The organism is Yinghuangia aomiensis (genome assembly GCF_039542225.1).
Classification (GTDB): Bacteria; Actinomycetota; Actinomycetes; order Streptomycetales; family Streptomycetaceae; genus Yinghuangia; species Yinghuangia aomiensis.
In genome coordinates, this window is the sequence record NZ_BAABHS010000002.1 from 61,919 (window position 1) to 78,961 (window position 17,043).

Below are 17,043 nucleotides of genomic sequence, written 5' to 3' on the forward strand. Positions count from 1 at the left end.
ATGCTGATCCCCCGCAGGGTCAAGCACCGCAAGCAGCACCACCCCAAGCGTGGTGGGCGCGCCAAGGGCGGAACGGAACTCGCGTTCGGCGAGTACGGCATCCAGGCCCTGGGCCAGGCGTACGTGACCAACCGGCAGATCGAGTCGGCCCGTATTGCCATCACCCGGCACATCCGCCGTGGTGGCAAGGTCTGGATCAACATCTACCCGGACCGTCCGCTGACCAAGAAGCCGGCCGAAACCCGCATGGGTTCCGGTAAGGGCTCGCCCGAGTGGTGGGTCGCGAACGTCAAGCCCGGTCGGGTGATGTTCGAGCTGTCGTACCCGAACGAGAAGGTGGCTCGCGAGGCGCTTCTGCGCGCCACGCACAAGCTGCCGATGAAGTGCCGGATTGTCCGGCGCGAGGCAGGTGAGGCGTGATGGCGGCCGGGACCAAGGCGTCCGAGCTGCGCGACCTGGCGGACGAGGAACTCGTCGCCAAGCTGCGTGAGGCCAAGGAGGAGCTGTTCAACCTCCGTTTCCAGGCGGCGACCGGGCAGCTCGAGAACCACGGGCGGCTCAAGGCGGTCCGCAAGGACATCGCCCGCATCTACACGCTGATGCGCGAGCGCGAGCTCGGGATCGTCAGCGTGGAGGAGACCGGAGGCGCGGCGTGAGCGAGAAGACTGAGATGACTGACACCCGGGGATTCCGCAAGACCCGTGAGGGCCTCGTCGTCAGCGACAAGATGGACAAGACCGTCGTCGTCGCCGTCGAGGACCGCGTGAAGCACCCGCTCTACGGCAAGGTCATCCGCCGCACGAGCAAGCTGAAGGCTCACGACGAGCAGAACGCCTGCGGCGTCGGCGACCGCGTCCTCCTCATGGAGACCCGGCCGCTGTCCGCCAGCAAGCGGTGGCGCATCGTCGAGATCCTCGAGAAGGCCAAGTAGCGAGCGCCGGGCAGGCCCACTGAGGTGGGCCTGCGCCGCGACGTGACGATCAGGAGTTAGACGTGATCCAGCAGGAGTCGCGACTGCGAGTCGCCGACAACACGGGTGCCAAGGAGATCCTTTGCATCCGTGTGCTCGGCGGGTCCGGCCGGCGCTACGCGGGCATCGGGGACGTCATTGTTGCCACCGTTAAGGACGCGATCCCCGGTGGCAACGTGAAGAAGGGCGACGTCGTCAAGGCTGTCGTCGTGCGGACCGTCAAGGAGCGCCGCCGTGTGGACGGCTCCTACATCCGCTTCGACGAGAACGCCGCCGTCATCCTCAAGAACGACGGAGAACCCCGCGGTACCCGCATCTTCGGCCCGGTCGGCCGTGAACTGCGCGAGAAGAAGTTCATGAAGATCATCTCGCTCGCGCCGGAGGTGCTGTAAGCCATGGCGAAGAGCATGAAGATCAAGAAGGGTGACCTGGTCCAGGTCATCACGGGCAAGGACAAGGGCAAGCAGGGCAAGGTCATTGCGGCCTACCCGCAGCTCGACCGCGTCCTCGTCGAGGGTGTCAACCGGATCAAGAAGCACACCAAGGTCGGCCAGTCCGCCAAGGGTGCCAAGACCGGCGGCATCATCACCCAGGAAGCCCCCGTCCACATCAGCAACGTGATGCTGGTCGTGGAGCAGGACGGCAAGAAGGTCCCCACGCGCGTCGGCTACCGGTTCGACGACGAGGGCAACAAGATCCGGATCGCCAAGCGGACCGGTGAGGACATCTGATGACTGTCACCACTGAGGCACGGGCGCTTCCGCGTCTGAAGCAGCGCTACCGGGACGAGATCCAGGGCAAGCTGCGTGACGAGTTCCAGTTCGAGAACGTCATGCAGATCCCGGGCGTCGTCAAGGTCGTCGTCAACATGGGTGTGGGCGACGCCGCCCGCGACTCCAAGCTGATCGACGGTGCGATCAAGGACCTGATGGCCATCACCGGCCAGAAGCCGCAGGTCACCAAGGCCCGCAAGTCCATCGCGCAGTTCAAGCTGCGCGAGGGTCAGCCGATCGGCGCGCACGTCACGCTGCGCGGCGACCGCATGTGGGAGTTCCTGGACCGCCTGGTCTCCGTCGCGCTGCCGCGTATCCGCGACTTCCGCGGGCTTTCGCCGAAGCAGTTCGACGGCCGCGGGAACTACACCTTCGGTCTCACCGAGCAGTCGATGTTCCACGAGATCGACCAGGACAAGATCGACCGGGTTCGCGGCATGGACATCACTGTGGTGACCACGGCCACGAACAACGACGAGGGCCGGGCTCTGCTGCGCCACCTCGGCTTCCCGTTCAAGGAAGCGTGAGCAGCCGTCTAGGCTGAGCGTCGCAATAAGGAGAGCTGAAGTGGCGAAGAAGGCCCTGATTGCCAAGGCCGCTCGCAAGCCGAAGTTCGCGGTGCGCGGTTACACGCGCTGCCAGCGGTGCGGTCGTCCGCACTCGGTGTACCGCAAGTTCGGCCTCTGCCGCGTGTGCCTTCGCGTGATGGCGCACGCCGGCGAGCTGCCCGGCGTCACCAAGAGCAGCTGGTAAGCGAACCCCGCTTGCCGGCACCACTCCGCCTCGGCGGGGTGTCCGTTTCAAACGCTGTAGGTCCCGTCCCGCAGTCGCCTGTGGTGCCGCCCCTCTTCCGGGAGGGGCGGCCCCGGGACAGATCGCATTTCGGGAAACCGCGGCGAGAAAGGCCCTGAGGCCGTCATGACCATGACCGACCCCATCGCAGACATGCTCACGCGTCTGCGGAATGCCAACTCGGCATACCACGACGATGTCGTGATGCCGTTCAGCAAGATCAAGTCGCACATCGCGGAGATCCTCCAGCAGGAGGGTTACATCCAGGGCTGGCGCGTCGAGGACGCCGAGGTCGGCAAGAACCTCGTCATCGACCTGAAGTTCGGCCCGAACCGCGAGCGCTCGGTCGCCGGCATCCGCCGCGTTTCGAAGCCCGGTCTGCGGGTGTACGCAAAGTCCACGAACCTGCCGAAGGTGCTGGGAGGCCTCGGCGTCGCGATCATCTCGACGTCGCAGGGTCTGCTGACCGACCGTCAGGCTGCCAAGAAGGGCGTGGGCGGGGAAGTCCTCGCCTTCGTCTGGTAACGGGAAAGGAGGATAGGCAATGTCGCGTATTGGACGGCTGCCCATCCCGGTTCCCACCGGCGTGGACGTCACCATCAATGGCCGCGAGGTCGTCGTGAAGGGCCCCAAGGGCACCCTGTCGCACAATCTCGCTGCTCCGATCGAGATCGCCAAGTCCGAGGACGGCACCCTTGCGGTGACCCGCCCGAACGACGAGCGCCTCTCGAAGGCCCTGCACGGGCTGTCCCGGACGCTGGTGGCGAACATGATCACCGGTGTGACCCAGGGATACGTCAAGAAGCTCGAAATCAGCGGTGTCGGTTACCGTGTCGCGGCGAAGGGCTCCTCGCTGGAGTTCGCGCTCGGCTACAGCCACCCGATCGTCGTCGACGCCCCCGAGGGCATCTCCTTCGTCGTCGAAAGCCCGACCAAGTTCTCGGTCGAGGGCATCGACAAGCAGAAGGTCGGCGAGGTCGCTGCCAACATCCGCAAGCTTCGCAAGCCCGACCCGTACAAGGCCAAGGGTGTGAAGTACGCGGGTGAGGTCATCCGCCGCAAGGTCGGAAAGGCTGGTAAGTAGGCATGGCCGTCGGTGTGAAGATCGGCAAGGGCGTCGCGAAGAAGTCGACGTCCCGCAAGCGCCGGCACATCCGGGTCCGGAAGCGTGTTTCCGGTACCCCGCAGCGGCCTCGTCTGGTCGTGACCCGTTCCACGCGCCACATCGTGGTGCAGGTGATCGACGACCTGGCCGGTGTCACCCTGGCGTCCGCCTCGACGATGGACGAGTCCATCCGCGGCGGCGAGGGCGACAAGACCGCAAAGGCGCGCAAGGTCGGCGAGCTCGTCGCTGAGCGGGCCAAGGCCGCGGGCATCGAGACCGTGGTGTTCGACCGTGGTGGCAACAAGTACCACGGCCGTATCGCCGCGTTGGCCGATGCCGCGCGTGAGAACGGGCTGGCTTTCTGAGCCCGCTGGTCCGGACAAGCTTCGTACGACAGATGAGGATTTTCTGATGGCTGGACCCCAGCGCCGCGGTGGCGGCGCCGGCGGCGGCGAGCGTCGGGACCGGCGGGATCGGCGGGACGGCGGAGCCGCCGCCGAGAAGACCGCGTACGTCGAGCGCGTTGTCGCGATCAACCGTGTAGCCAAGGTCGTCAAGGGCGGCCGCCGCTTCAGCTTCACCGCGCTGGTCGTGGTGGGCGACGGCGACGGCACCGTCGGTGTCGGCTACGGGAAGGCCAAGGAGGTGCCGGCCGCCATCGCCAAGGGTGTGGAGGAGGCCAAGAAGCACTTCTTCAAGGTCCCCCGTATCCAGGGCACCATTCCGCACCCGATCCAGGGTGAGGCGGCGGCCGGTGTCGTGCTGCTCAAGCCGGCTTCCCCCGGTACCGGTGTCATCGCCGGTGGCCCGGTGCGTGCCGTGCTCGAGTGCGCGGGCATCCACGACGTGCTGAGCAAGTCGCTCGGCTCGGACAACGCGATCAACATCGTCCATGCGACGGTGGCGGCCCTCAAGGGTCTCCAGCGTCCCGAGGAGATCGCGGCTCGCCGCGGGCTTCCGCTCGAGGACGTGGCCCCGGCCGCTCTCCTGCGCGCCCGCGCGGGAGTGGGTGCGTGATGGCTCGCCTCAAGGTCACCCAGGTCCGATCCAAGATCGGCAGCAAGCAGAACCAGCGGGACACGCTCCGGTCCCTCGGTCTCAAGCGCCTTCACGACGTCGTCGTGAAGGAAGACCGTCCGGAGATCCGCGGGATGATTTTCACGGTGAAGCACTTGGTCACCGTCGAGGAGGTGGACTGACATGGCTGGGGAGAACCCGCTGAAGGTGCACCACCTGCGGCCCGCCCCGGGCGCCAAGACCGCCAAGACCCGTGTGGGTCGTGGTGAGGCGTCGAAGGGTAAGACCGCCGGTCGCGGTACCAAGGGCACCAAGGCCCGCTACCAGGTTCCGGAGCGCTTCGAGGGTGGGCAGATGCCCCTCCACATGCGGCTTCCGAAGCTGAAGGGCTTCAAGAACCCGTTCCGCACCGAGTACCAGGTCGTGAACCTGGACAAGCTCAGTGCCCTGTTCCCCGAGGGCGGCGACGTGACCGTCGACGAACTCGTGGCCAAGGGTGCGGTTCGCAAGAACCAGCTGGTCAAGGTGCTCGGCCAGGGCGAGATCACCGTTGCCGTCCGAGTGAAGGTGCACGCCTTCTCCGGTGCGGCGAAGGAGAAGATCGCGGCGGCCGGCGGCTCGGCCGACGAGCTGTAAAGCAACGGCTGTTTGGCAGGGGCGCCTCACCGGTAAGGTGGTGGCGCCCCTGCGTCGTCTGCGGCCAGGCCGCACACAGCACCAGGGTCCCCGGTCGGAACCCCGGATTCCACTTCCGGGCCCGCCGTAATTCCCCCGGTCCGTGCGACACTTCCGCGGTCCGACGCTGTTATTGTCCGTGAGGTTCCAACCGGTACCGGCCCGTACAACGCGGGACCGATCGATCAAACGACTCGCTCGCCTGAGCGAGGCGCAGGAGGCAGTGTGCTCACCGCTTTCGGCCGGGCGTTCCGCACGCCCGACCTGCGCAAGAAGCTGCTCTTCACGCTGGGGATCATCGTCCTGTTCCGGATCGGGTCGCACATCCCCGTTCCAGGCGTGTCCTTCCAGATGGTCCGCACGTGCGTCGATGCCGCGGACCAGGGCGGCCTCTTCGGTCTGGTGAACATGTTCAGCGGCGGCGCGCTGCTGCAACTCACGATCTTCGCGCTCGGCATCATGCCGTATATCACCGCGAGCATCATCCTTCAGCTGCTGACGGTGGTGATCCCACGCCTCGAAGCCCTCAAGAAGGAGGGCCAGGCCGGCACCACCAAGATCACCCAGTACACCCGGTACCTGACCATCGCCCTGGCGATCCTGCAGTCGACCGCGCTGGTCGCGACGGCGCGGAGCGGCGCGCTGTTCAACAGCGCGGGCGGCGGTGAGTGCGTCCCGTCGCAGATCGTTCCGGACCAGAGCCTGTTCCGGATCGTCGTGATGGTGGCCGTGATGACCGCCGGTACGTCGGTGATCATGTGGCTGGGCGAACTGGTCACGGACCGCGGCATCGGCAACGGCATGTCCGTGCTGATGTTCGTCTCCGTGGCGGCGGGCTTCCCGTCCGCGCTGTGGAACATCAAGCAGACCGGCACGCTGGGCGGCGGCTGGGTGGCCTTCTTCACGGTCATCGCGGTCGGCCTGCTCATGGTCGCGCTGGTCGTCTTCGTCGAGCAGGCGCAACGCCGCATCCCGGTGCAGTACGCCAAGCGGATGATCGGGCGCCGTGCGTACGGCGGAACGTCGACGTACATCCCGCTGAAGGTGAACCAGGCGGGCATCATCCCCGTGATTTTCGCCTCGTCGCTGCTCTACATTCCGGCGCTCATCGCACAGTTCTCCGGCAGCAAGTCGGGCTGGGCGGTGTGGATCCAGAACAACTTCGTCAAGGGTGACCACCCGCTTTACATGATCACGTACTTCCTCCTGATCGTGTTCTTCGCCTTCTTCTATGTGGCGATCACGTTCAACCCCGAGGAAGTTGCCGACAACATGAAGAAGTATGGTGGTTTCATCCCGGGCATCCGCGCCGGCAGACCGACTGCGGAGTACCTGAACTACATCCTTACCCGGATCACGTGGCCCGGATCGCTCTACCTGGGCATGATCGCGCTCGTACCCATGATCGCGCTCGTGCTCTTCAACTCCACCAACAGCTTCCCGTTCGGTGGTACGAGCATCCTGATCATCGTGGGAGTGGGTCTGGAAACCGTGAAGCAGATCGAGAGCCAGCTCCAGCAGCGCAACTACGAAGGCTTCCTCCGCTAAATGCGTATCGTTCTTGTGGGCCCCCCCGGCGCGGGTAAGGGAACCCAGGCCCAGTTCATCGCGACAAACCTGTCGATCCCCGCGATCTCGACGGGTGACCTGTTCCGCAGCAACGTAGGCCAGGGCACTCCGCTCGGCCTCGAAGCGAAGAAGTACATGGACGCGGGCAACCTCGTCCCCGACGAGGTGACCATCGGCATGGTCCGCGACCGGCTCGCCCAGCCGGACGCCGCCGACGGCTTCCTGTTGGACGGCTTCCCGCGGAACACCGCGCAGGCCAAGGTGCTCGACGAGATTCTGGCCGGGCACGGCACGCAGCTCGACGCGGTCCTCGAACTCGAGGTCCCGTCGAAGGAGATCATCCAGCGGTTGTCCGGGCGCCGGCAGTGCCGGGCGAACGGCCACGTCTGCCACATAGTGTTCGATCCGCCGAAGACCGAGGGCGTCTGCGACGAGTGCGGCAGCGAGCTGTACCAGCGCGAGGACGACCGCGAGGAGACGGTGAAGCACCGTCTCGACGTGTACAAGGAGCAGACCGAGCCGTTGATCGGCTACTACTCCGAGAAGGCGATCCTCGTGGTGATCGACGCGACGGGACGGGTGGGCGACGTCACCGAGCGCGCGATGACCGCGTTGAAGCCCTTCGCGAAGCAGGACTGACGCGGGGGCCCTTCGGGGCGTACACCCAGCGCCGTGCGGCATGGGCGATCCGGGAGATCCGGGTCGCCCATGTTCGCGTTTCGGAGCGGGTATCGGGGGACCAGGGCATGACCGACGAGGCGACGCCGCACGCGGCGCGGAAGGACAGCAACCCGGTGATCAAGAGGCGGCGGAGCAAGATCGAGCGCAAGACCCCGGAGCAGATCGAGAAGATGCGCCGGGCGGGTGCGGTCGTCGCGGACACGCTGGCGAAGCTGCGCGCCGCCGCGGTGCCGGGGGCCACCACGCGGGAACTCGACGCGCTGGCGGAGGCGTCGATCCGGGGGGCCGGGGCGGTGCCGTCGTTCAAGGGCTACCACGGGTTCCCGGCGTCGATCTGCGCGTCCGTGAACGACGTGGTGGTGCACGGGATTCCGGACGACACCCCGCTGCGGGACGGGGACCTGATCTCCATCGACTGCGGCGCGATCCTCGACGGGTGGCACGGCGACTCGGCGATCAGCGTCGCGGTCGGCGCGGTGTCCGACGAGTTGGCCGAGCTGAGCCGGGTGTGCGAGGAGTCGATGTACGCGGGCATCGCCGCGGCGGTGCCGGGCGCGCGGCTGACCGACATCAGCCACGCGATCGAGAAGGCGATCCGTGCGAACGCGCCGGCGGGCGGCGGGCAATACGGCATCGTGCAGGACTACGGCGGCCACGGCATCGGCACCGAGATGCACCAGGACCCGCACATCCTCAACTACGGGCGTCCGGGCCTGGGCCCGGAACTGCTGCCGGGCGTGTGCCTCGCCATCGAGCCGATGGTGACCCTGGGCAAGCCGGACACCTTCACCATGCCGGACGAGTGGACGGTGAAGACCACCGCGGGCGGCTTCGCCTCGCACTGGGAGCACTCCATCGCCGTCACGGCCGACGGCCCGGTCATCCTGACCCGCCCGCTGGACTGAGGGACGGGCGGAGTCGCGGCGGGGGAGCGGTCGGTCGGCGCGCCTGGTCGCCGGGCCGGGGTCGGCTGTGACGAGGGGTGTCGCGGAGCGGGACGACGGGGCGACAGGATCTGCCCTCCGACGGGCAAGAGGTCTCCGGGCGCGGTGAGTCACGGATCCCGTCGGCCCGCACTGCGGGCTGTGGCGCGGATGGCGCCGCGGAGCCCTGGGCGCCGCGGGTCGGACGGCCGCGTCGGGTGCGGTCGGGCGGGGTGTGCCGGCGGTCGGCCCACGGTGCCGTTGCCGCGGCGTGAACCGAGGCCGTCGGTCGGGGAGTTCGGGTGTCGCCCGGCACGCCCCCGGCGAGGCTGCCGTGGGCGTCTGCCCCGTCCTACCCTGTGCGCATGGACAGTGACGCGGCACGGCCGGTGACCGACGCGGAGCGCGAGCGGGTGACCGGCATTCTGCGGGAGCAGATGGCGTCCGGTCGCCTGGCGCTTTCCGACTACCAGGCCCGGCTGCGGCGCGTGCGTGCCGCGGCGACCGTGGGGGAGTTGGACGCGGTGCTGCGGGACCTGCCGGGCCGACGCGACGACGGCGACGGGGAGGAGCGGCCGCACGCGGCCGCGAGCCCGTCGGCCGAGGCGGCACCCGAGCAGGCTGCGGGCGGCGCCAAGCGCGCGGGGTGCGGGGGAGCGGCCGCGATGCTCGTCGTGGCGTCGGCCGCGGTGTGCGCGGCGGCCGGGTGGACGAAGCGGGCGGGCTGACGGGGCGCACACGCCTGAGTCGACCTGACGCCCACCCACGGGCCGGCCTCGTACGTCCTTGCTGGTCACCCGCCGATTCCGTGGACGATTGAGCCGGTCGTGCGGCGTGTCGTGGGCTGGGGATGCGGTACCGTGCCCGGCTCGGTTTCCCATCTCGTGGGTATGTGGCTTAGACTGACTCGTCGGCTTGTCTGTGCCGCTTTTCACCACGCCTTAGACGAAGCGCCCGCTGTGCGGGTTTCGCGAGGTCCGGCTGCGGCAGTCACGACAGCCACAGGTAGCTGATCCCGAGTAGATGAAGCGCGGAGGACATGCCCAAGAAGCAAGGGGCCATCGAGATCGAGGGCACTGTCATCGAGTCTCTCCCCAACGCCATGTTTCGCGTCGAGCTGCAGAATGGGCACAAGGTCCTCGCGCACATCAGCGGGAAGATGCGGATGCACTACATCCGGATCCTTCCGGACGACCGGGTTGTGGTCGAACTGAGCCCGTACGACCTGACCCGCGGCCGGATCGTCTACCGCTACAAGTAGGCGAGCCCCGTCGCGCAAGCGCGGGTGCGAACCGATAACCGCCTCGGCGACGAGGGTGCCCCAGGGCGCCCTCGTCAGCACGTACCGGAGAGATCATGAAGGTCAAGCCGAGCGTCAAGAAGATCTGTGACAAGTGCAAGGTGATCCGCCGTCACGGCCGGGTCATGGTGATCTGCGAGAACCTGCGCCACAAGCAGCGCCAGGGCTGAGCAGTCACCGCGCACGCGGCACGCGATCGTCGCGCGACGCACGCACCACGTAAGAGTCGCAGCACCCGACCCCCGCAGTAGTCGAGCGCGGGACGCCACCCCCGGACGAAGGCCGGGGACCGAAGGACCCTGTGAACGGACCTTCCGGATCGGTGCTGTGCAGAACCTTCGACGAACCCAGGAGCCACGTACATGGCACGCCTTGTCGGCGTTGACCTGCCCCGCGACAAGCGGGTCGAGGTCGCACTCACCTACATCTTCGGCGTCGGTCGCACCCGCGCGCTGGAGACCCTGAGCAACACCGGCGTCAACCCGGACACCCGCGTCCGCGACCTGACCGAGGACGACCTCGTCAAGCTGCGCGACTGGATCGACGCGAACTACCGCGTCGAGGGCGACCTGCGCCGCGAGGTCCAGGCCGACATCCGCCGCAAGGTGGAGATCGGCTGCTACGAGGGCCTGCGCCACCGCCGCGGCCTTCCGGTCCGCGGACAGCGCACGCACACCAACGCGCGTACCCGCAAGGGCCCGCGTCGCGCCATCGCCGGCAAGAAGAAGCCGGGCAAGAAGTAGTCCGCTAACGCCGGATCACACGGTTCGCGTTACGCAGGACCGACGACCTCAGGAGTTTCCAGCAGATGCCTCCCAAGAGCCGCACCGGCGCCAAGAAGGTGCGCCGCAAGGAAAAGAAGAACGTCGCTCACGGGCACGCCCACATCAAGAGCACGTTCAACAACACGATCGTGTCGATCACCGACCCGCAGGGCAACGTGATCTCGTGGGCTTCCGCGGGCCACGTCGGCTTCAAGGGCTCGCGCAAGTCGACCCCCTTCGCCGCGCAGATGGCTGCCGAGTCGGCGGCCCGCCGTGCCCAGGAGCACGGCATGCGCAAGGTTGATGTCTTCGTCAAGGGCCCGGGTTCGGGTCGTGAGACCGCCATCCGCTCGCTCCAGGCGACCGGCCTTGAGGTGGGTTCCATCCAGGACGTCACCCCCGTGCCGCACAACGGCTGCCGCCCCCCCAAGCGCCGCCGCGTCTGACCTGAGTCCGAGTAGGAGTTAAAGAACCATGGCGCGTTACACCGGCGCTGACTGCAAGCGCTGCCGTCGCGAGAAGATGAAGCTGTTCCTCAAGGGCAGCAAGTGCGAAGGGCCGAAGTGCCCGATCGAGATCCGCCCGTACCCGCCGGGTGAGCACGGCCGCGGCCGTACCAAGGACAGCGAGTACCTGCTGCAGATGCGCGAGAAGCAGAAGTGCGCGCGCATCTACGGCGTCCTCGAGAAGCAGTTCCGCGGCTACTACGAGGAGGCGAACCGCAAGCAGGGCAAGACCGGCGAGAACCTGCTCCGCATCCTCGAGTCGCGTCTCGACAACGTGGTCTACCGTGCGGGCTTCGCCAAGTCCCGCGACCACGCCCGCCAGCTGGTCCGCCACGGCCACATCACGGTCAACGGCGTCAAGACGGACATCCCGTCGGCCCGCGTCAGCGAGAACGACATCGTCGAGGTCCGCAAGGACTCGCTGGAGCTGACCCCGTTCGTGGTCGCCCGTGCCGAGGCCGGCGAGCGCCCGGTTCCGGCGTGGATCGAGGTCATCCCGAGCAAGATGCGGATCCTCGTGCACTCCCTGCCCGCGCGTCAGGTCATCGACACGCAGGTGCAGGAGCAGCTCATCGTCGAGCTGTACTCGAAGTAATCCGCGGTTTTCCGCGCATTCCTTCGGGAACGTAGGACGGATTTTCGGGTCGGGCGGGCCGGGTTTCACCGGTCCGCCCGTACCCTTGCCATAGCCATCGGTGTCATATAGCGGGCACCGGAGACATGGAGGAAGACCATGCTGATCGCGCAGCGTCCCACGCTGACCGAAGACGTCGTCGACGAGTACCGCTCCCGGTTCGTCATCGAGCCGCTGGAGCCGGGCTTCGGCTACACCCTCGGCAACTCGCTCCGCCGTACGCTCCTGTCGTCGATCCCGGGTGCCGCCGTGACGAGCATCCGCGTCGACGGCGTCCTGCACGAGTTCACCACCGTGCCGGGCGTCAAGGAGGACGTCACCGACCTCATCCTCAACATCAAGCAGCTGGTCGTCTCCTCGGAGCACGACGAGCCGGTCGTGATGTACCTGCGCAAGCAGGGCCCGGGTGTGGTCACCGCCGGCGACATCGCGCCGCCGGCCGGGGTCGAGGTGCACAACCCCGAGCTGGTCCTGGCGACGCTGAACGCCAAGGGCAAGCTGGAGATGGAGCTGACCGTCGAGCGCGGTCGCGGCTACGTCTCCGCGGTGCAGAACAAGCAGGCGGGCCAGGAGATCGGCCGGATCCCGGTCGACTCGATCTACTCGCCCGTCATGAAGGTCACGTACAAGGTCGAGGCGACCCGTGTCGAGCAGCGCACGGACTTCGACAAGCTGATCGTGGACGTCGAGACCAAGCCGTCGATGCGTCCGCGCGACGCGATGGCCTCGGCCGGCAAGACCCTGGTCGAGCTGTTCGGCCTGGCCCGCGAGCTGAACGTCGACGCCGAAGGCATCGACATGGGCCCGTCGCCGACGGACGCCGCGCTCGCAGCCGACCTGGCGCTGCCGATCGAAGAGCTGGAACTGACCGTCCGCTCGTACAACTGCCTCAAGCGCGAGGGCATCCACACCGTGGGTGAGCTGGTCGCGCGCAGCGAGGCCGACCTGCTGGACATCCGCAACTTCGGTGCGAAGTCCATCGACGAGGTCAAGGCGAAGCTGGCCGGCATGGGCCTCGCGCTCAAGGACAGCCCGCCCGGATTCGACCCGACCGCCGCGGCCGACAGCTTCGGCGACGAGGACGACCACGGGTTCGCGGAGACCGAGCAGTACTGAGCGACGGATTCCCGTCGAGGATCGCAACGCGGAGACCGAGCAGTACTGAGCAGCAGCCTTCGCTGACTGACTTGTACTGATCACCGCTGATCGTCGCCCGGGGCTCCGGCTCCGGGCGGACCGCCCCCGGCAGGCATGCCGGGGGCTCACGTCCGTGCCGTCCGGCACGGACGGACTGACACCGGTACCTGATACGGCCGGTGCAGGGATATCAAGGAGAAAGAAATGCCCAAGCCCGCCAAGGGTGCGCGCCTCGGTGGCGGCCCGGCTCACGAGCGCCTGCTTCTCTCGGGCCTCGCGACGGCGCTGTTCGAGCACGGTCGGATCACCACGACCGAGGCCAAGGCGCGTCGGCTGCGTCCGGTCGCGGAGAAGCTGATCACCAAGGCGAAGCGCGGCGACCTGCACGCGCGCCGCCAGGTGCTCACCGTCGTCCGCGACAAGAGCGTCGTGCACACGCTGTTCGAGGAGATCGGCCCGCGCTACGCGAACCGTCCCGGTGGCTACACCCGTATCACCAAGGTCGGCAACCGCAAGGGCGACAACGCGCCGATGGCCGTCATCGAGCTTGTCGAGGCCCTGACCGTGGCGCAGACCGCGGTCGGCGAGGCCGAGGCCGCGACCAAGCGCTCCGTCAAGGAGCAGGACGCCAAGGCCACCGAGGCGAAGGTCGAGGAGACCAAGGCCGAGGAGACCGAGGCTGCCGCCGACACGGAGGCGAAGGACGCCTGAGCGTCTCACCGCTGATGTAACGCAGGCCCGCTTTCCCCCTTCGGGTGGGGGAGCGGGCCTGTGGCTTTTGCGCGTGTGTCCTTTCCGCGCGGCACCCTGCCGCGCCCGGTGAATGGGGTTGAGGGTGACTGCCGACGCGGGGCTGCTGCGGCTGCGGATCGATCTGGCGTACGACGGCGCCGAGTTCTCCGGTTGGGCGCGCCAGCCTGGGCTGCGGACCGTGCAGGGCACGTTGGAGCAGGCGCTGACCACGGTGCTGCGGCTGCCCGAGCCCGCGCAGCTGACCGTGGCAGGGCGTACCGATGCCGGGGTGCATGCGCGCGGGCAGGTCGCGCACGTCGACATTCCCGTGGACAAGTGGACGATGGACGGCCACCAGCTGGTGCGGCGGCTGTCCGGGACGCTGCCGCGGGACGTCCGGGTGCGCGCGGTGTCCCAGGCGCCGGACGGCTTCGACGCGCGGTTCGCCGCGGAGTGGCGGCGGTATGCCTACCGGGTCAGCGACGCCGCGGGCGGCGTCGACCCGCTGCGGCGGGCCCACGTGGTGTGGCACGACCACCCGCTGGACGTGGCGCTGATGAACGAGGCGGCGGGGCGGCTGCTCGGCGACCACGACTTCGCGGCGTACTGCAAGCGGCGCGAGGGCGCGTCGACGGTGCGGTGCCTGAAGGAGTTCCACTGGGTGCGCGAGACGCCGGGGGAGTCCGATGCGGGGCCGGGGTATACGCCGCTGGTGATCGCGTCGGTGCGGGCGGACGCGTTCTGCCACAACATGGTGCGGTCGCTGGTGGGCGCGATGCTGGCCGTCGGGTCGGGGCGGCGGCCGGTGGAGTGGCCGGCCGGGATACTCGCCGCGGGCAAGCGCGACTCGTCGGTGCACGTCGCGCCGGCGCACGGCCTGGTGCTGGAGGAAGTGGCCTACCCGTCGGACGAGAAACTGGCGGAGCGGGCGGCCAAGGCCAAGCGGCACCGGCTCGACGTGGTGTGACGGTTACGCTCCGTCAATTATTGAGGGCCTTTTCGGCCGCGGACTTCGCGGCGTTGTAGATCTCTTGGGAGCGCTGTTCGCCGCGGGCGGTCAGGACGCCTTGGGCGGCGGCGTCGAGGTCGGCGCCCATCTGGTCGACCTTGGGGTCGCTGCCCGTGGTGATGCGGTTCTCCGTGCCGGGGTAGCCGCCGATCAGGAAAATGCCGTACCGGCCAAGGGAGTTCGTTTGCCGCAGGCAGACCACCCCCGGGGTTCCGGCGACCGGGTCGGGGCACAGCACCTGCACGGGGCCGCCGGGGAGCGCGGTGAGGGCGGAGGCGGGGTCGGCGTTGCCGTCGCCCGCGGCGGCCTGCGCGTCGCCGGGGTTCGCGAACGACGCGACCGCGACGGTGGCCGCGACGCCGTCCGGGCCGGACGCGGTGATCCGGACCAGCTGCACGCACTGGTGGCGGCGCAGGATCATGCCGAGCGACGGATTCGCGGCGTCCGCGCAGGTGTTGTCCAACTGCCGTGCGACGACGGTGTAGACCCGCCCCTGGACGGCGATCGTGGCGTCCGGGAACAGCCCTTCGGCGGTGAACGGCGCGGTGTCCTTGGCCGGGTCGGCCAGCACCGCGGCGCTGCCCGGCGGGGGTGCGACGACCGGCACCGGCTTGAACGTCGGCTTGCCGCCCGCGGTGGGCGCCGAGGCGGGCTGCTTGTCCGTGCCGCCGTCGGGCCACAGGGCCCAGGCGGTGATGCCGCCGCTGACGAGGGCGAGGCCCAGCAGCGTGGCGGCGGTGCGGAGGCGCTGTTTGCGGCGTCTGCGGCGGCGCGTTTCGCGGTCCGCCATGGCGTTCCAGTCGGGTGTCCCGGAGCCGGACCGGCTTGCCGCGTACGGGGTTTGGGGCGTCGTGCCGGTGCCGTCGTACGGGTCGGCCGCGGCGCCGAATTCCGGCCCGCCGGGGCGCACCGACCACGCCATCGTCGTCTCCGACGGGCTCTCGTCGGGCATGGCGGATCCCGTGCCCGCCGCGCCGTCGACGCCGTCGCCGCGGTTCGTGGTCTCCGCCACACCGCTGCGTCCGGCGTGCGCACGGCGGCGGCCGCGGCCGCCCCGGCCCGTATGGTCTCCGCTCACGGCAGCCTCCCCGCGGTCGCCCGTCGGTCACAGTCCGTTTCTTCGCGCGGCAGCATAGTGGCGCGCGGGGGCCCGGGTTCGCCGCCGGTGGTCGGAACCGCTCCGCGGGCCGGATAGCATGGAACCCTCGGAGGGGGCTCGGGGAGCACAGCCCCCCGACGCTCGTTTTGACCGGCACCCCGGAAACCCGGTATTCTGCCGGTTCGTTGTGCGTATTGGCTTGCTTGAGTGAAGTCGGTACGCCGGGCCGCACGAGGCCCCCGGCTGTACTTCCGGATCATTCGCGGAAGTCGCCGGGCTCAGCCCATGCGCCATCCCGTCAGCACACACTCACTGAAGAAGCGAAGGCTATCGACCGTGCGCACGTACAGCCCTAAGCCCGGCGACGTCCAGCGTCAGTGGCACGTCATCGACGCGACCGATGTCGTGCTCGGCCGTCTGTCCACCCAGGCTGCTGCCCTCCTCCGGGGCAAGCACAAGCCGGTGTACGCGCCGCACGTCGACACCGGCGACTTCGTCATCATCATCAACGCGGACAAGGTCCACCTGTCCGGCAACAAGCGGACCCAGAAGCTGGCCTACCGCCACTCGGGTCACCCGGGCGGCCTCCGCTCGGTGCGCTATGACGACCTGCTCGCGAACAACCCCGAGAAGGCCGTGGAGAAGGCCGTCAAGGGCATGCTCCCGAAGAACACCCTGGGTCGGCAGATGCTGTCGAAGCTCAAGGTGTACGCCGGTCCGGAGCACCCGCACCAGGCCCAGCAGCCGGTGCCGTTCGAGATCACCCAGGTCGCGCAGTAGTCACGGCCACAGCCTGACGATCGAAGTTTTGAGCAGCCGTGTGAACGGCTGAGGATCGCAAAGAGGAGAATCGTGGCCGAGACCACTGCCGAGGTCCCCGTCGAGGAGACCGAAGAGGTCACCCTCGAGAGCTACACGTCCGAGTCCGTGGCTTCGCGTTTCAGCGAGCCGCAGCCGGGCGCCGCGACGGGCCGCCGCAAGGAGGCCATCGCCCGTGTCCGCATCGTCCCGGGCACCGGCAAGTGGAAGATCAACGGGCGCACGCTCGAGACCTACTTCCCGAACAAGGTGCACCAGCAGCTCGTCAACGAGCCGTTCAAGATCCTTGAGCTGGACGAGAAGTACGACGTCATCGCCCGCATCTCCGGCGGCGGCGTGTCCGGCCAGGCCGGCGCGCTGCGCCTGGGTGTCGCCCGTGCGCTGAACGAGGCGGACGTCGAGCTGAACCGTCCGGCGCTGAAGAAGGCCGGCTTCCTGACCCGTGACGCCCGCGCCACCGAGCGCAAGAAGCCGGGTCTGAAGAAGGCGCGTAAGGCTCCGCAGTACAGCAAGCGTTAAGTCGCCGGCTGGTCTGCAT

The 17,043-nt window shown here is 68.4% G+C and carries 28 protein-coding genes; 27 read left to right on the forward strand and 1 reads right to left on the reverse strand.

Going from position 1 to position 17,043, the window contains the following annotated elements:
- The 25 genes from rplP to truA all read left to right on the forward strand — a co-directional run bounded on the left by rplP (position 1) and on the right by truA (position 14,545).
- Positions 1-420, forward strand: coding sequence for a 50S ribosomal protein L16 (gene rplP, locus ABEA93_RS02715; protein WP_235054805.1), 420 nt, complete (start codon positions 1-3; stop codon positions 418-420).
- On the forward strand, positions 420-656 hold the full coding sequence (rpmC, locus tag ABEA93_RS02720; protein WP_281469068.1) for a 50S ribosomal protein L29: 237 nt from the start codon (positions 420-422) through the stop codon (positions 654-656). The genes rplP and rpmC overlap by 1 nt, the downstream gene beginning before the upstream one ends.
- Positions 653-931 (forward strand): 30S ribosomal protein S17, encoded by a 279-nt coding sequence (gene rpsQ / locus ABEA93_RS02725; protein WP_423528427.1) that lies wholly within the window; start codon positions 653-655, stop codon positions 929-931. The genes rpmC and rpsQ overlap by 4 nt, the downstream gene beginning before the upstream one ends.
- Positions 932-993: 62 nt before the next feature.
- Positions 994-1,362, forward strand: coding sequence for a 50S ribosomal protein L14 (gene rplN / locus ABEA93_RS02730; protein ID WP_235054803.1), 369 nt, complete (start codon positions 994-996; stop codon positions 1,360-1,362).
- Between the two features lie 15 nt (positions 1,363-1,377).
- Positions 1,378-1,701, forward strand: a complete 324-nt coding sequence (gene rplX, locus ABEA93_RS02735; protein WP_345673907.1) for a 50S ribosomal protein L24 — start codon at positions 1,378-1,380, stop codon at positions 1,699-1,701.
- Complete coding sequence (rplE, locus tag ABEA93_RS02740) at positions 1,701-2,270, forward strand: 50S ribosomal protein L5 (RefSeq protein ID WP_345673608.1); 570 nt, start codon at positions 1,701-1,703, stop codon at positions 2,268-2,270. Before rplX ends, rplE begins: the two co-directional genes overlap by 1 nt.
- Before the next feature lie 40 nt (positions 2,271-2,310).
- Positions 2,311-2,496, forward strand: a complete 186-nt coding sequence (locus ABEA93_RS02745; RefSeq protein WP_179814568.1) for a type Z 30S ribosomal protein S14 — start codon at positions 2,311-2,313, stop codon at positions 2,494-2,496.
- Between the two features lie 165 nt (positions 2,497-2,661).
- Positions 2,662-3,060, forward strand: a complete 399-nt coding sequence (gene rpsH / locus ABEA93_RS02750) for a 30S ribosomal protein S8 (protein ID WP_345673609.1) — start codon at positions 2,662-2,664, stop codon at positions 3,058-3,060.
- A 19-nt stretch (positions 3,061-3,079) separates the two neighbouring features.
- On the forward strand, positions 3,080-3,619 hold the full coding sequence (gene rplF, locus ABEA93_RS02755) for a 50S ribosomal protein L6 (RefSeq protein ID WP_345673610.1): 540 nt from the start codon (positions 3,080-3,082) through the stop codon (positions 3,617-3,619).
- A 2-nt stretch (positions 3,620-3,621) separates the two neighbouring features.
- On the forward strand, positions 3,622-4,005 hold the full coding sequence (rplR, locus tag ABEA93_RS02760) for a 50S ribosomal protein L18 (RefSeq protein ID WP_345673611.1): 384 nt from the start codon (positions 3,622-3,624) through the stop codon (positions 4,003-4,005).
- A gap of 46 nt (positions 4,006-4,051) precedes the next feature.
- Positions 4,052-4,657: a 30S ribosomal protein S5 gene (gene rpsE / locus ABEA93_RS02765; RefSeq protein ID WP_231778751.1), complete on the forward strand. Its 606-nt coding sequence runs from the start codon at positions 4,052-4,054 to the stop codon at positions 4,655-4,657.
- The gene (rpmD, locus tag ABEA93_RS02770; protein ID WP_345673612.1) at positions 4,657-4,839 is read left to right on the forward strand and encodes a 50S ribosomal protein L30; all 183 of its coding nucleotides are present in this window, start codon (positions 4,657-4,659) and stop codon (positions 4,837-4,839) included. The genes rpsE and rpmD overlap by 1 nt, the downstream gene beginning before the upstream one ends.
- 1 nt (position 4,840) lies before the next feature.
- Positions 4,841-5,293, forward strand: a complete 453-nt coding sequence (gene rplO, locus ABEA93_RS02775) for a 50S ribosomal protein L15 (protein ID WP_345673613.1) — start codon at positions 4,841-4,843, stop codon at positions 5,291-5,293.
- 264 nt (positions 5,294-5,557) lie between these two features.
- Positions 5,558-6,880, forward strand: a complete 1,323-nt coding sequence (gene secY, locus ABEA93_RS02780) for a preprotein translocase subunit SecY (protein WP_345673614.1) — start codon at positions 5,558-5,560, stop codon at positions 6,878-6,880.
- Positions 6,881-7,540, forward strand: coding sequence for an adenylate kinase (locus tag ABEA93_RS02785; RefSeq protein WP_345673615.1), 660 nt, complete (start codon positions 6,881-6,883; stop codon positions 7,538-7,540). It begins immediately after the preceding gene.
- A 107-nt stretch (positions 7,541-7,647) separates the two neighbouring features.
- On the forward strand, positions 7,648-8,487 hold the full coding sequence (map, locus tag ABEA93_RS02790) for a type I methionyl aminopeptidase (RefSeq protein WP_345673616.1): 840 nt from the start codon (positions 7,648-7,650) through the stop codon (positions 8,485-8,487).
- Between the two features lie 383 nt (positions 8,488-8,870).
- On the forward strand, positions 8,871-9,233 hold the full coding sequence (locus ABEA93_RS02795) for a DUF1707 SHOCT-like domain-containing protein (RefSeq protein WP_345673617.1): 363 nt from the start codon (positions 8,871-8,873) through the stop codon (positions 9,231-9,233).
- Positions 9,234-9,544: 311 nt separating this feature from the next.
- The gene (infA, locus tag ABEA93_RS02800; RefSeq protein ID WP_018382544.1) at positions 9,545-9,766 is read left to right on the forward strand and encodes a translation initiation factor IF-1; all 222 of its coding nucleotides are present in this window, start codon (positions 9,545-9,547) and stop codon (positions 9,764-9,766) included.
- A 95-nt stretch (positions 9,767-9,861) separates the two neighbouring features.
- On the forward strand, positions 9,862-9,975 hold the full coding sequence (gene rpmJ, locus ABEA93_RS02805) for a 50S ribosomal protein L36 (protein WP_009740505.1): 114 nt from the start codon (positions 9,862-9,864) through the stop codon (positions 9,973-9,975).
- A gap of 192 nt (positions 9,976-10,167) precedes the next feature.
- Positions 10,168-10,548: a 30S ribosomal protein S13 gene (rpsM, locus tag ABEA93_RS02810; protein WP_345673618.1), complete on the forward strand. Its 381-nt coding sequence runs from the start codon at positions 10,168-10,170 to the stop codon at positions 10,546-10,548.
- Between the two features lie 65 nt (positions 10,549-10,613).
- Positions 10,614-11,015 carry a 30S ribosomal protein S11 gene (gene rpsK, locus ABEA93_RS02815; RefSeq protein WP_345673619.1) on the forward strand — a complete coding sequence of 134 codons (402 nt, stop codon included), beginning with the start codon at positions 10,614-10,616 and terminating at the stop codon, positions 11,013-11,015.
- 28 nt (positions 11,016-11,043) lie between these two features.
- The gene (gene rpsD / locus ABEA93_RS02820; RefSeq protein ID WP_345673620.1) at positions 11,044-11,670 is read left to right on the forward strand and encodes a 30S ribosomal protein S4; all 627 of its coding nucleotides are present in this window, start codon (positions 11,044-11,046) and stop codon (positions 11,668-11,670) included.
- A 138-nt stretch (positions 11,671-11,808) separates the two neighbouring features.
- Positions 11,809-12,825 carry a DNA-directed RNA polymerase subunit alpha gene (locus ABEA93_RS02825; RefSeq protein WP_345673622.1) on the forward strand — a complete coding sequence of 339 codons (1,017 nt, stop codon included), beginning with the start codon at positions 11,809-11,811 and terminating at the stop codon, positions 12,823-12,825.
- A 225-nt stretch (positions 12,826-13,050) separates the two neighbouring features.
- A complete protein-coding gene (gene rplQ / locus ABEA93_RS02830) occupies positions 13,051-13,557 on the forward strand; it encodes a 50S ribosomal protein L17 (protein WP_345673623.1) in 507 nt (168 codons plus the stop codon).
- A gap of 124 nt (positions 13,558-13,681) precedes the next feature.
- Positions 13,682-14,545, forward strand: coding sequence for a tRNA pseudouridine(38-40) synthase TruA (gene truA, locus ABEA93_RS02835; RefSeq protein WP_345673624.1), 864 nt, complete (start codon positions 13,682-13,684; stop codon positions 14,543-14,545).
- A 13-nt stretch (positions 14,546-14,558) separates the two neighbouring features.
- Here truA and ABEA93_RS02840 read toward each other — a convergent pair whose 3' ends face one another.
- Complete coding sequence (locus ABEA93_RS02840; RefSeq protein WP_345673625.1) at positions 14,559-15,665, reverse strand: hypothetical protein; 1,107 nt, start codon at positions 15,663-15,665, stop codon at positions 14,559-14,561.
- 357 nt (positions 15,666-16,022) lie between these two features.
- On the opposite strand from ABEA93_RS02840, the gene rplM reads away from it, so the two are divergent.
- Both rplM and rpsI read left to right on the forward strand, forming a co-directional pair.
- A complete protein-coding gene (rplM, locus tag ABEA93_RS02845; RefSeq protein ID WP_345673626.1) occupies positions 16,023-16,466 on the forward strand; it encodes a 50S ribosomal protein L13 in 444 nt (147 codons plus the stop codon).
- A gap of 72 nt (positions 16,467-16,538) precedes the next feature.
- Positions 16,539-17,024 carry a 30S ribosomal protein S9 gene (gene rpsI / locus ABEA93_RS02850; protein ID WP_345673627.1) on the forward strand — a complete coding sequence of 162 codons (486 nt, stop codon included), beginning with the start codon at positions 16,539-16,541 and terminating at the stop codon, positions 17,022-17,024.
- Positions 17,025-17,043: the final 19 nt, after the last annotated feature.

Coding starts and splice junctions, on each gene's coding strand:
- rplP (WP_235054805.1), top strand. CDS start 1: ATGCTGATCCCCCGCAGGGTCAAGCACCGCAAGCAGCACCACCCCAAG.
- rpmC (WP_281469068.1), top strand. CDS start 420: ATGGCGGCCGGGACCAAGGCGTCCGAGCTGCGCGACCTGGCGGACGAG.
- rplX (WP_345673907.1), top strand. CDS start 1,378: ATGAAGATCAAGAAGGGTGACCTGGTCCAGGTCATCACGGGCAAGGAC.
- rplE (WP_345673608.1), top strand. CDS start 1,701: ATGACTGTCACCACTGAGGCACGGGCGCTTCCGCGTCTGAAGCAGCGC.
- rpsH (WP_345673609.1), top strand. CDS start 2,662: ATGACCATGACCGACCCCATCGCAGACATGCTCACGCGTCTGCGGAAT.
- rplF (WP_345673610.1), top strand. CDS start 3,080: ATGTCGCGTATTGGACGGCTGCCCATCCCGGTTCCCACCGGCGTGGAC.
- rplR (WP_345673611.1), top strand. CDS start 3,622: ATGGCCGTCGGTGTGAAGATCGGCAAGGGCGTCGCGAAGAAGTCGACG.
- rpsE (WP_231778751.1), top strand. CDS start 4,052: ATGGCTGGACCCCAGCGCCGCGGTGGCGGCGCCGGCGGCGGCGAGCGT.
- rpmD (WP_345673612.1), top strand. CDS start 4,657: ATGGCTCGCCTCAAGGTCACCCAGGTCCGATCCAAGATCGGCAGCAAG.
- rplO (WP_345673613.1), top strand. CDS start 4,841: ATGGCTGGGGAGAACCCGCTGAAGGTGCACCACCTGCGGCCCGCCCCG.
- ABEA93_RS02785 (WP_345673615.1), top strand. CDS start 6,881: ATGCGTATCGTTCTTGTGGGCCCCCCCGGCGCGGGTAAGGGAACCCAG.
- map (WP_345673616.1), top strand. CDS start 7,648: ATGACCGACGAGGCGACGCCGCACGCGGCGCGGAAGGACAGCAACCCG.
- ABEA93_RS02795 (WP_345673617.1), top strand. CDS start 8,871: ATGGACAGTGACGCGGCACGGCCGGTGACCGACGCGGAGCGCGAGCGG.
- infA (WP_018382544.1), top strand. CDS start 9,545: ATGCCCAAGAAGCAAGGGGCCATCGAGATCGAGGGCACTGTCATCGAG.
- rpmJ (WP_009740505.1), top strand. CDS start 9,862: ATGAAGGTCAAGCCGAGCGTCAAGAAGATCTGTGACAAGTGCAAGGTG.
- rpsM (WP_345673618.1), top strand. CDS start 10,168: ATGGCACGCCTTGTCGGCGTTGACCTGCCCCGCGACAAGCGGGTCGAG.
- rpsK (WP_345673619.1), top strand. CDS start 10,614: ATGCCTCCCAAGAGCCGCACCGGCGCCAAGAAGGTGCGCCGCAAGGAA.
- rpsD (WP_345673620.1), top strand. CDS start 11,044: ATGGCGCGTTACACCGGCGCTGACTGCAAGCGCTGCCGTCGCGAGAAG.
- ABEA93_RS02825 (WP_345673622.1), top strand. CDS start 11,809: ATGCTGATCGCGCAGCGTCCCACGCTGACCGAAGACGTCGTCGACGAG.
- rplQ (WP_345673623.1), top strand. CDS start 13,051: ATGCCCAAGCCCGCCAAGGGTGCGCGCCTCGGTGGCGGCCCGGCTCAC.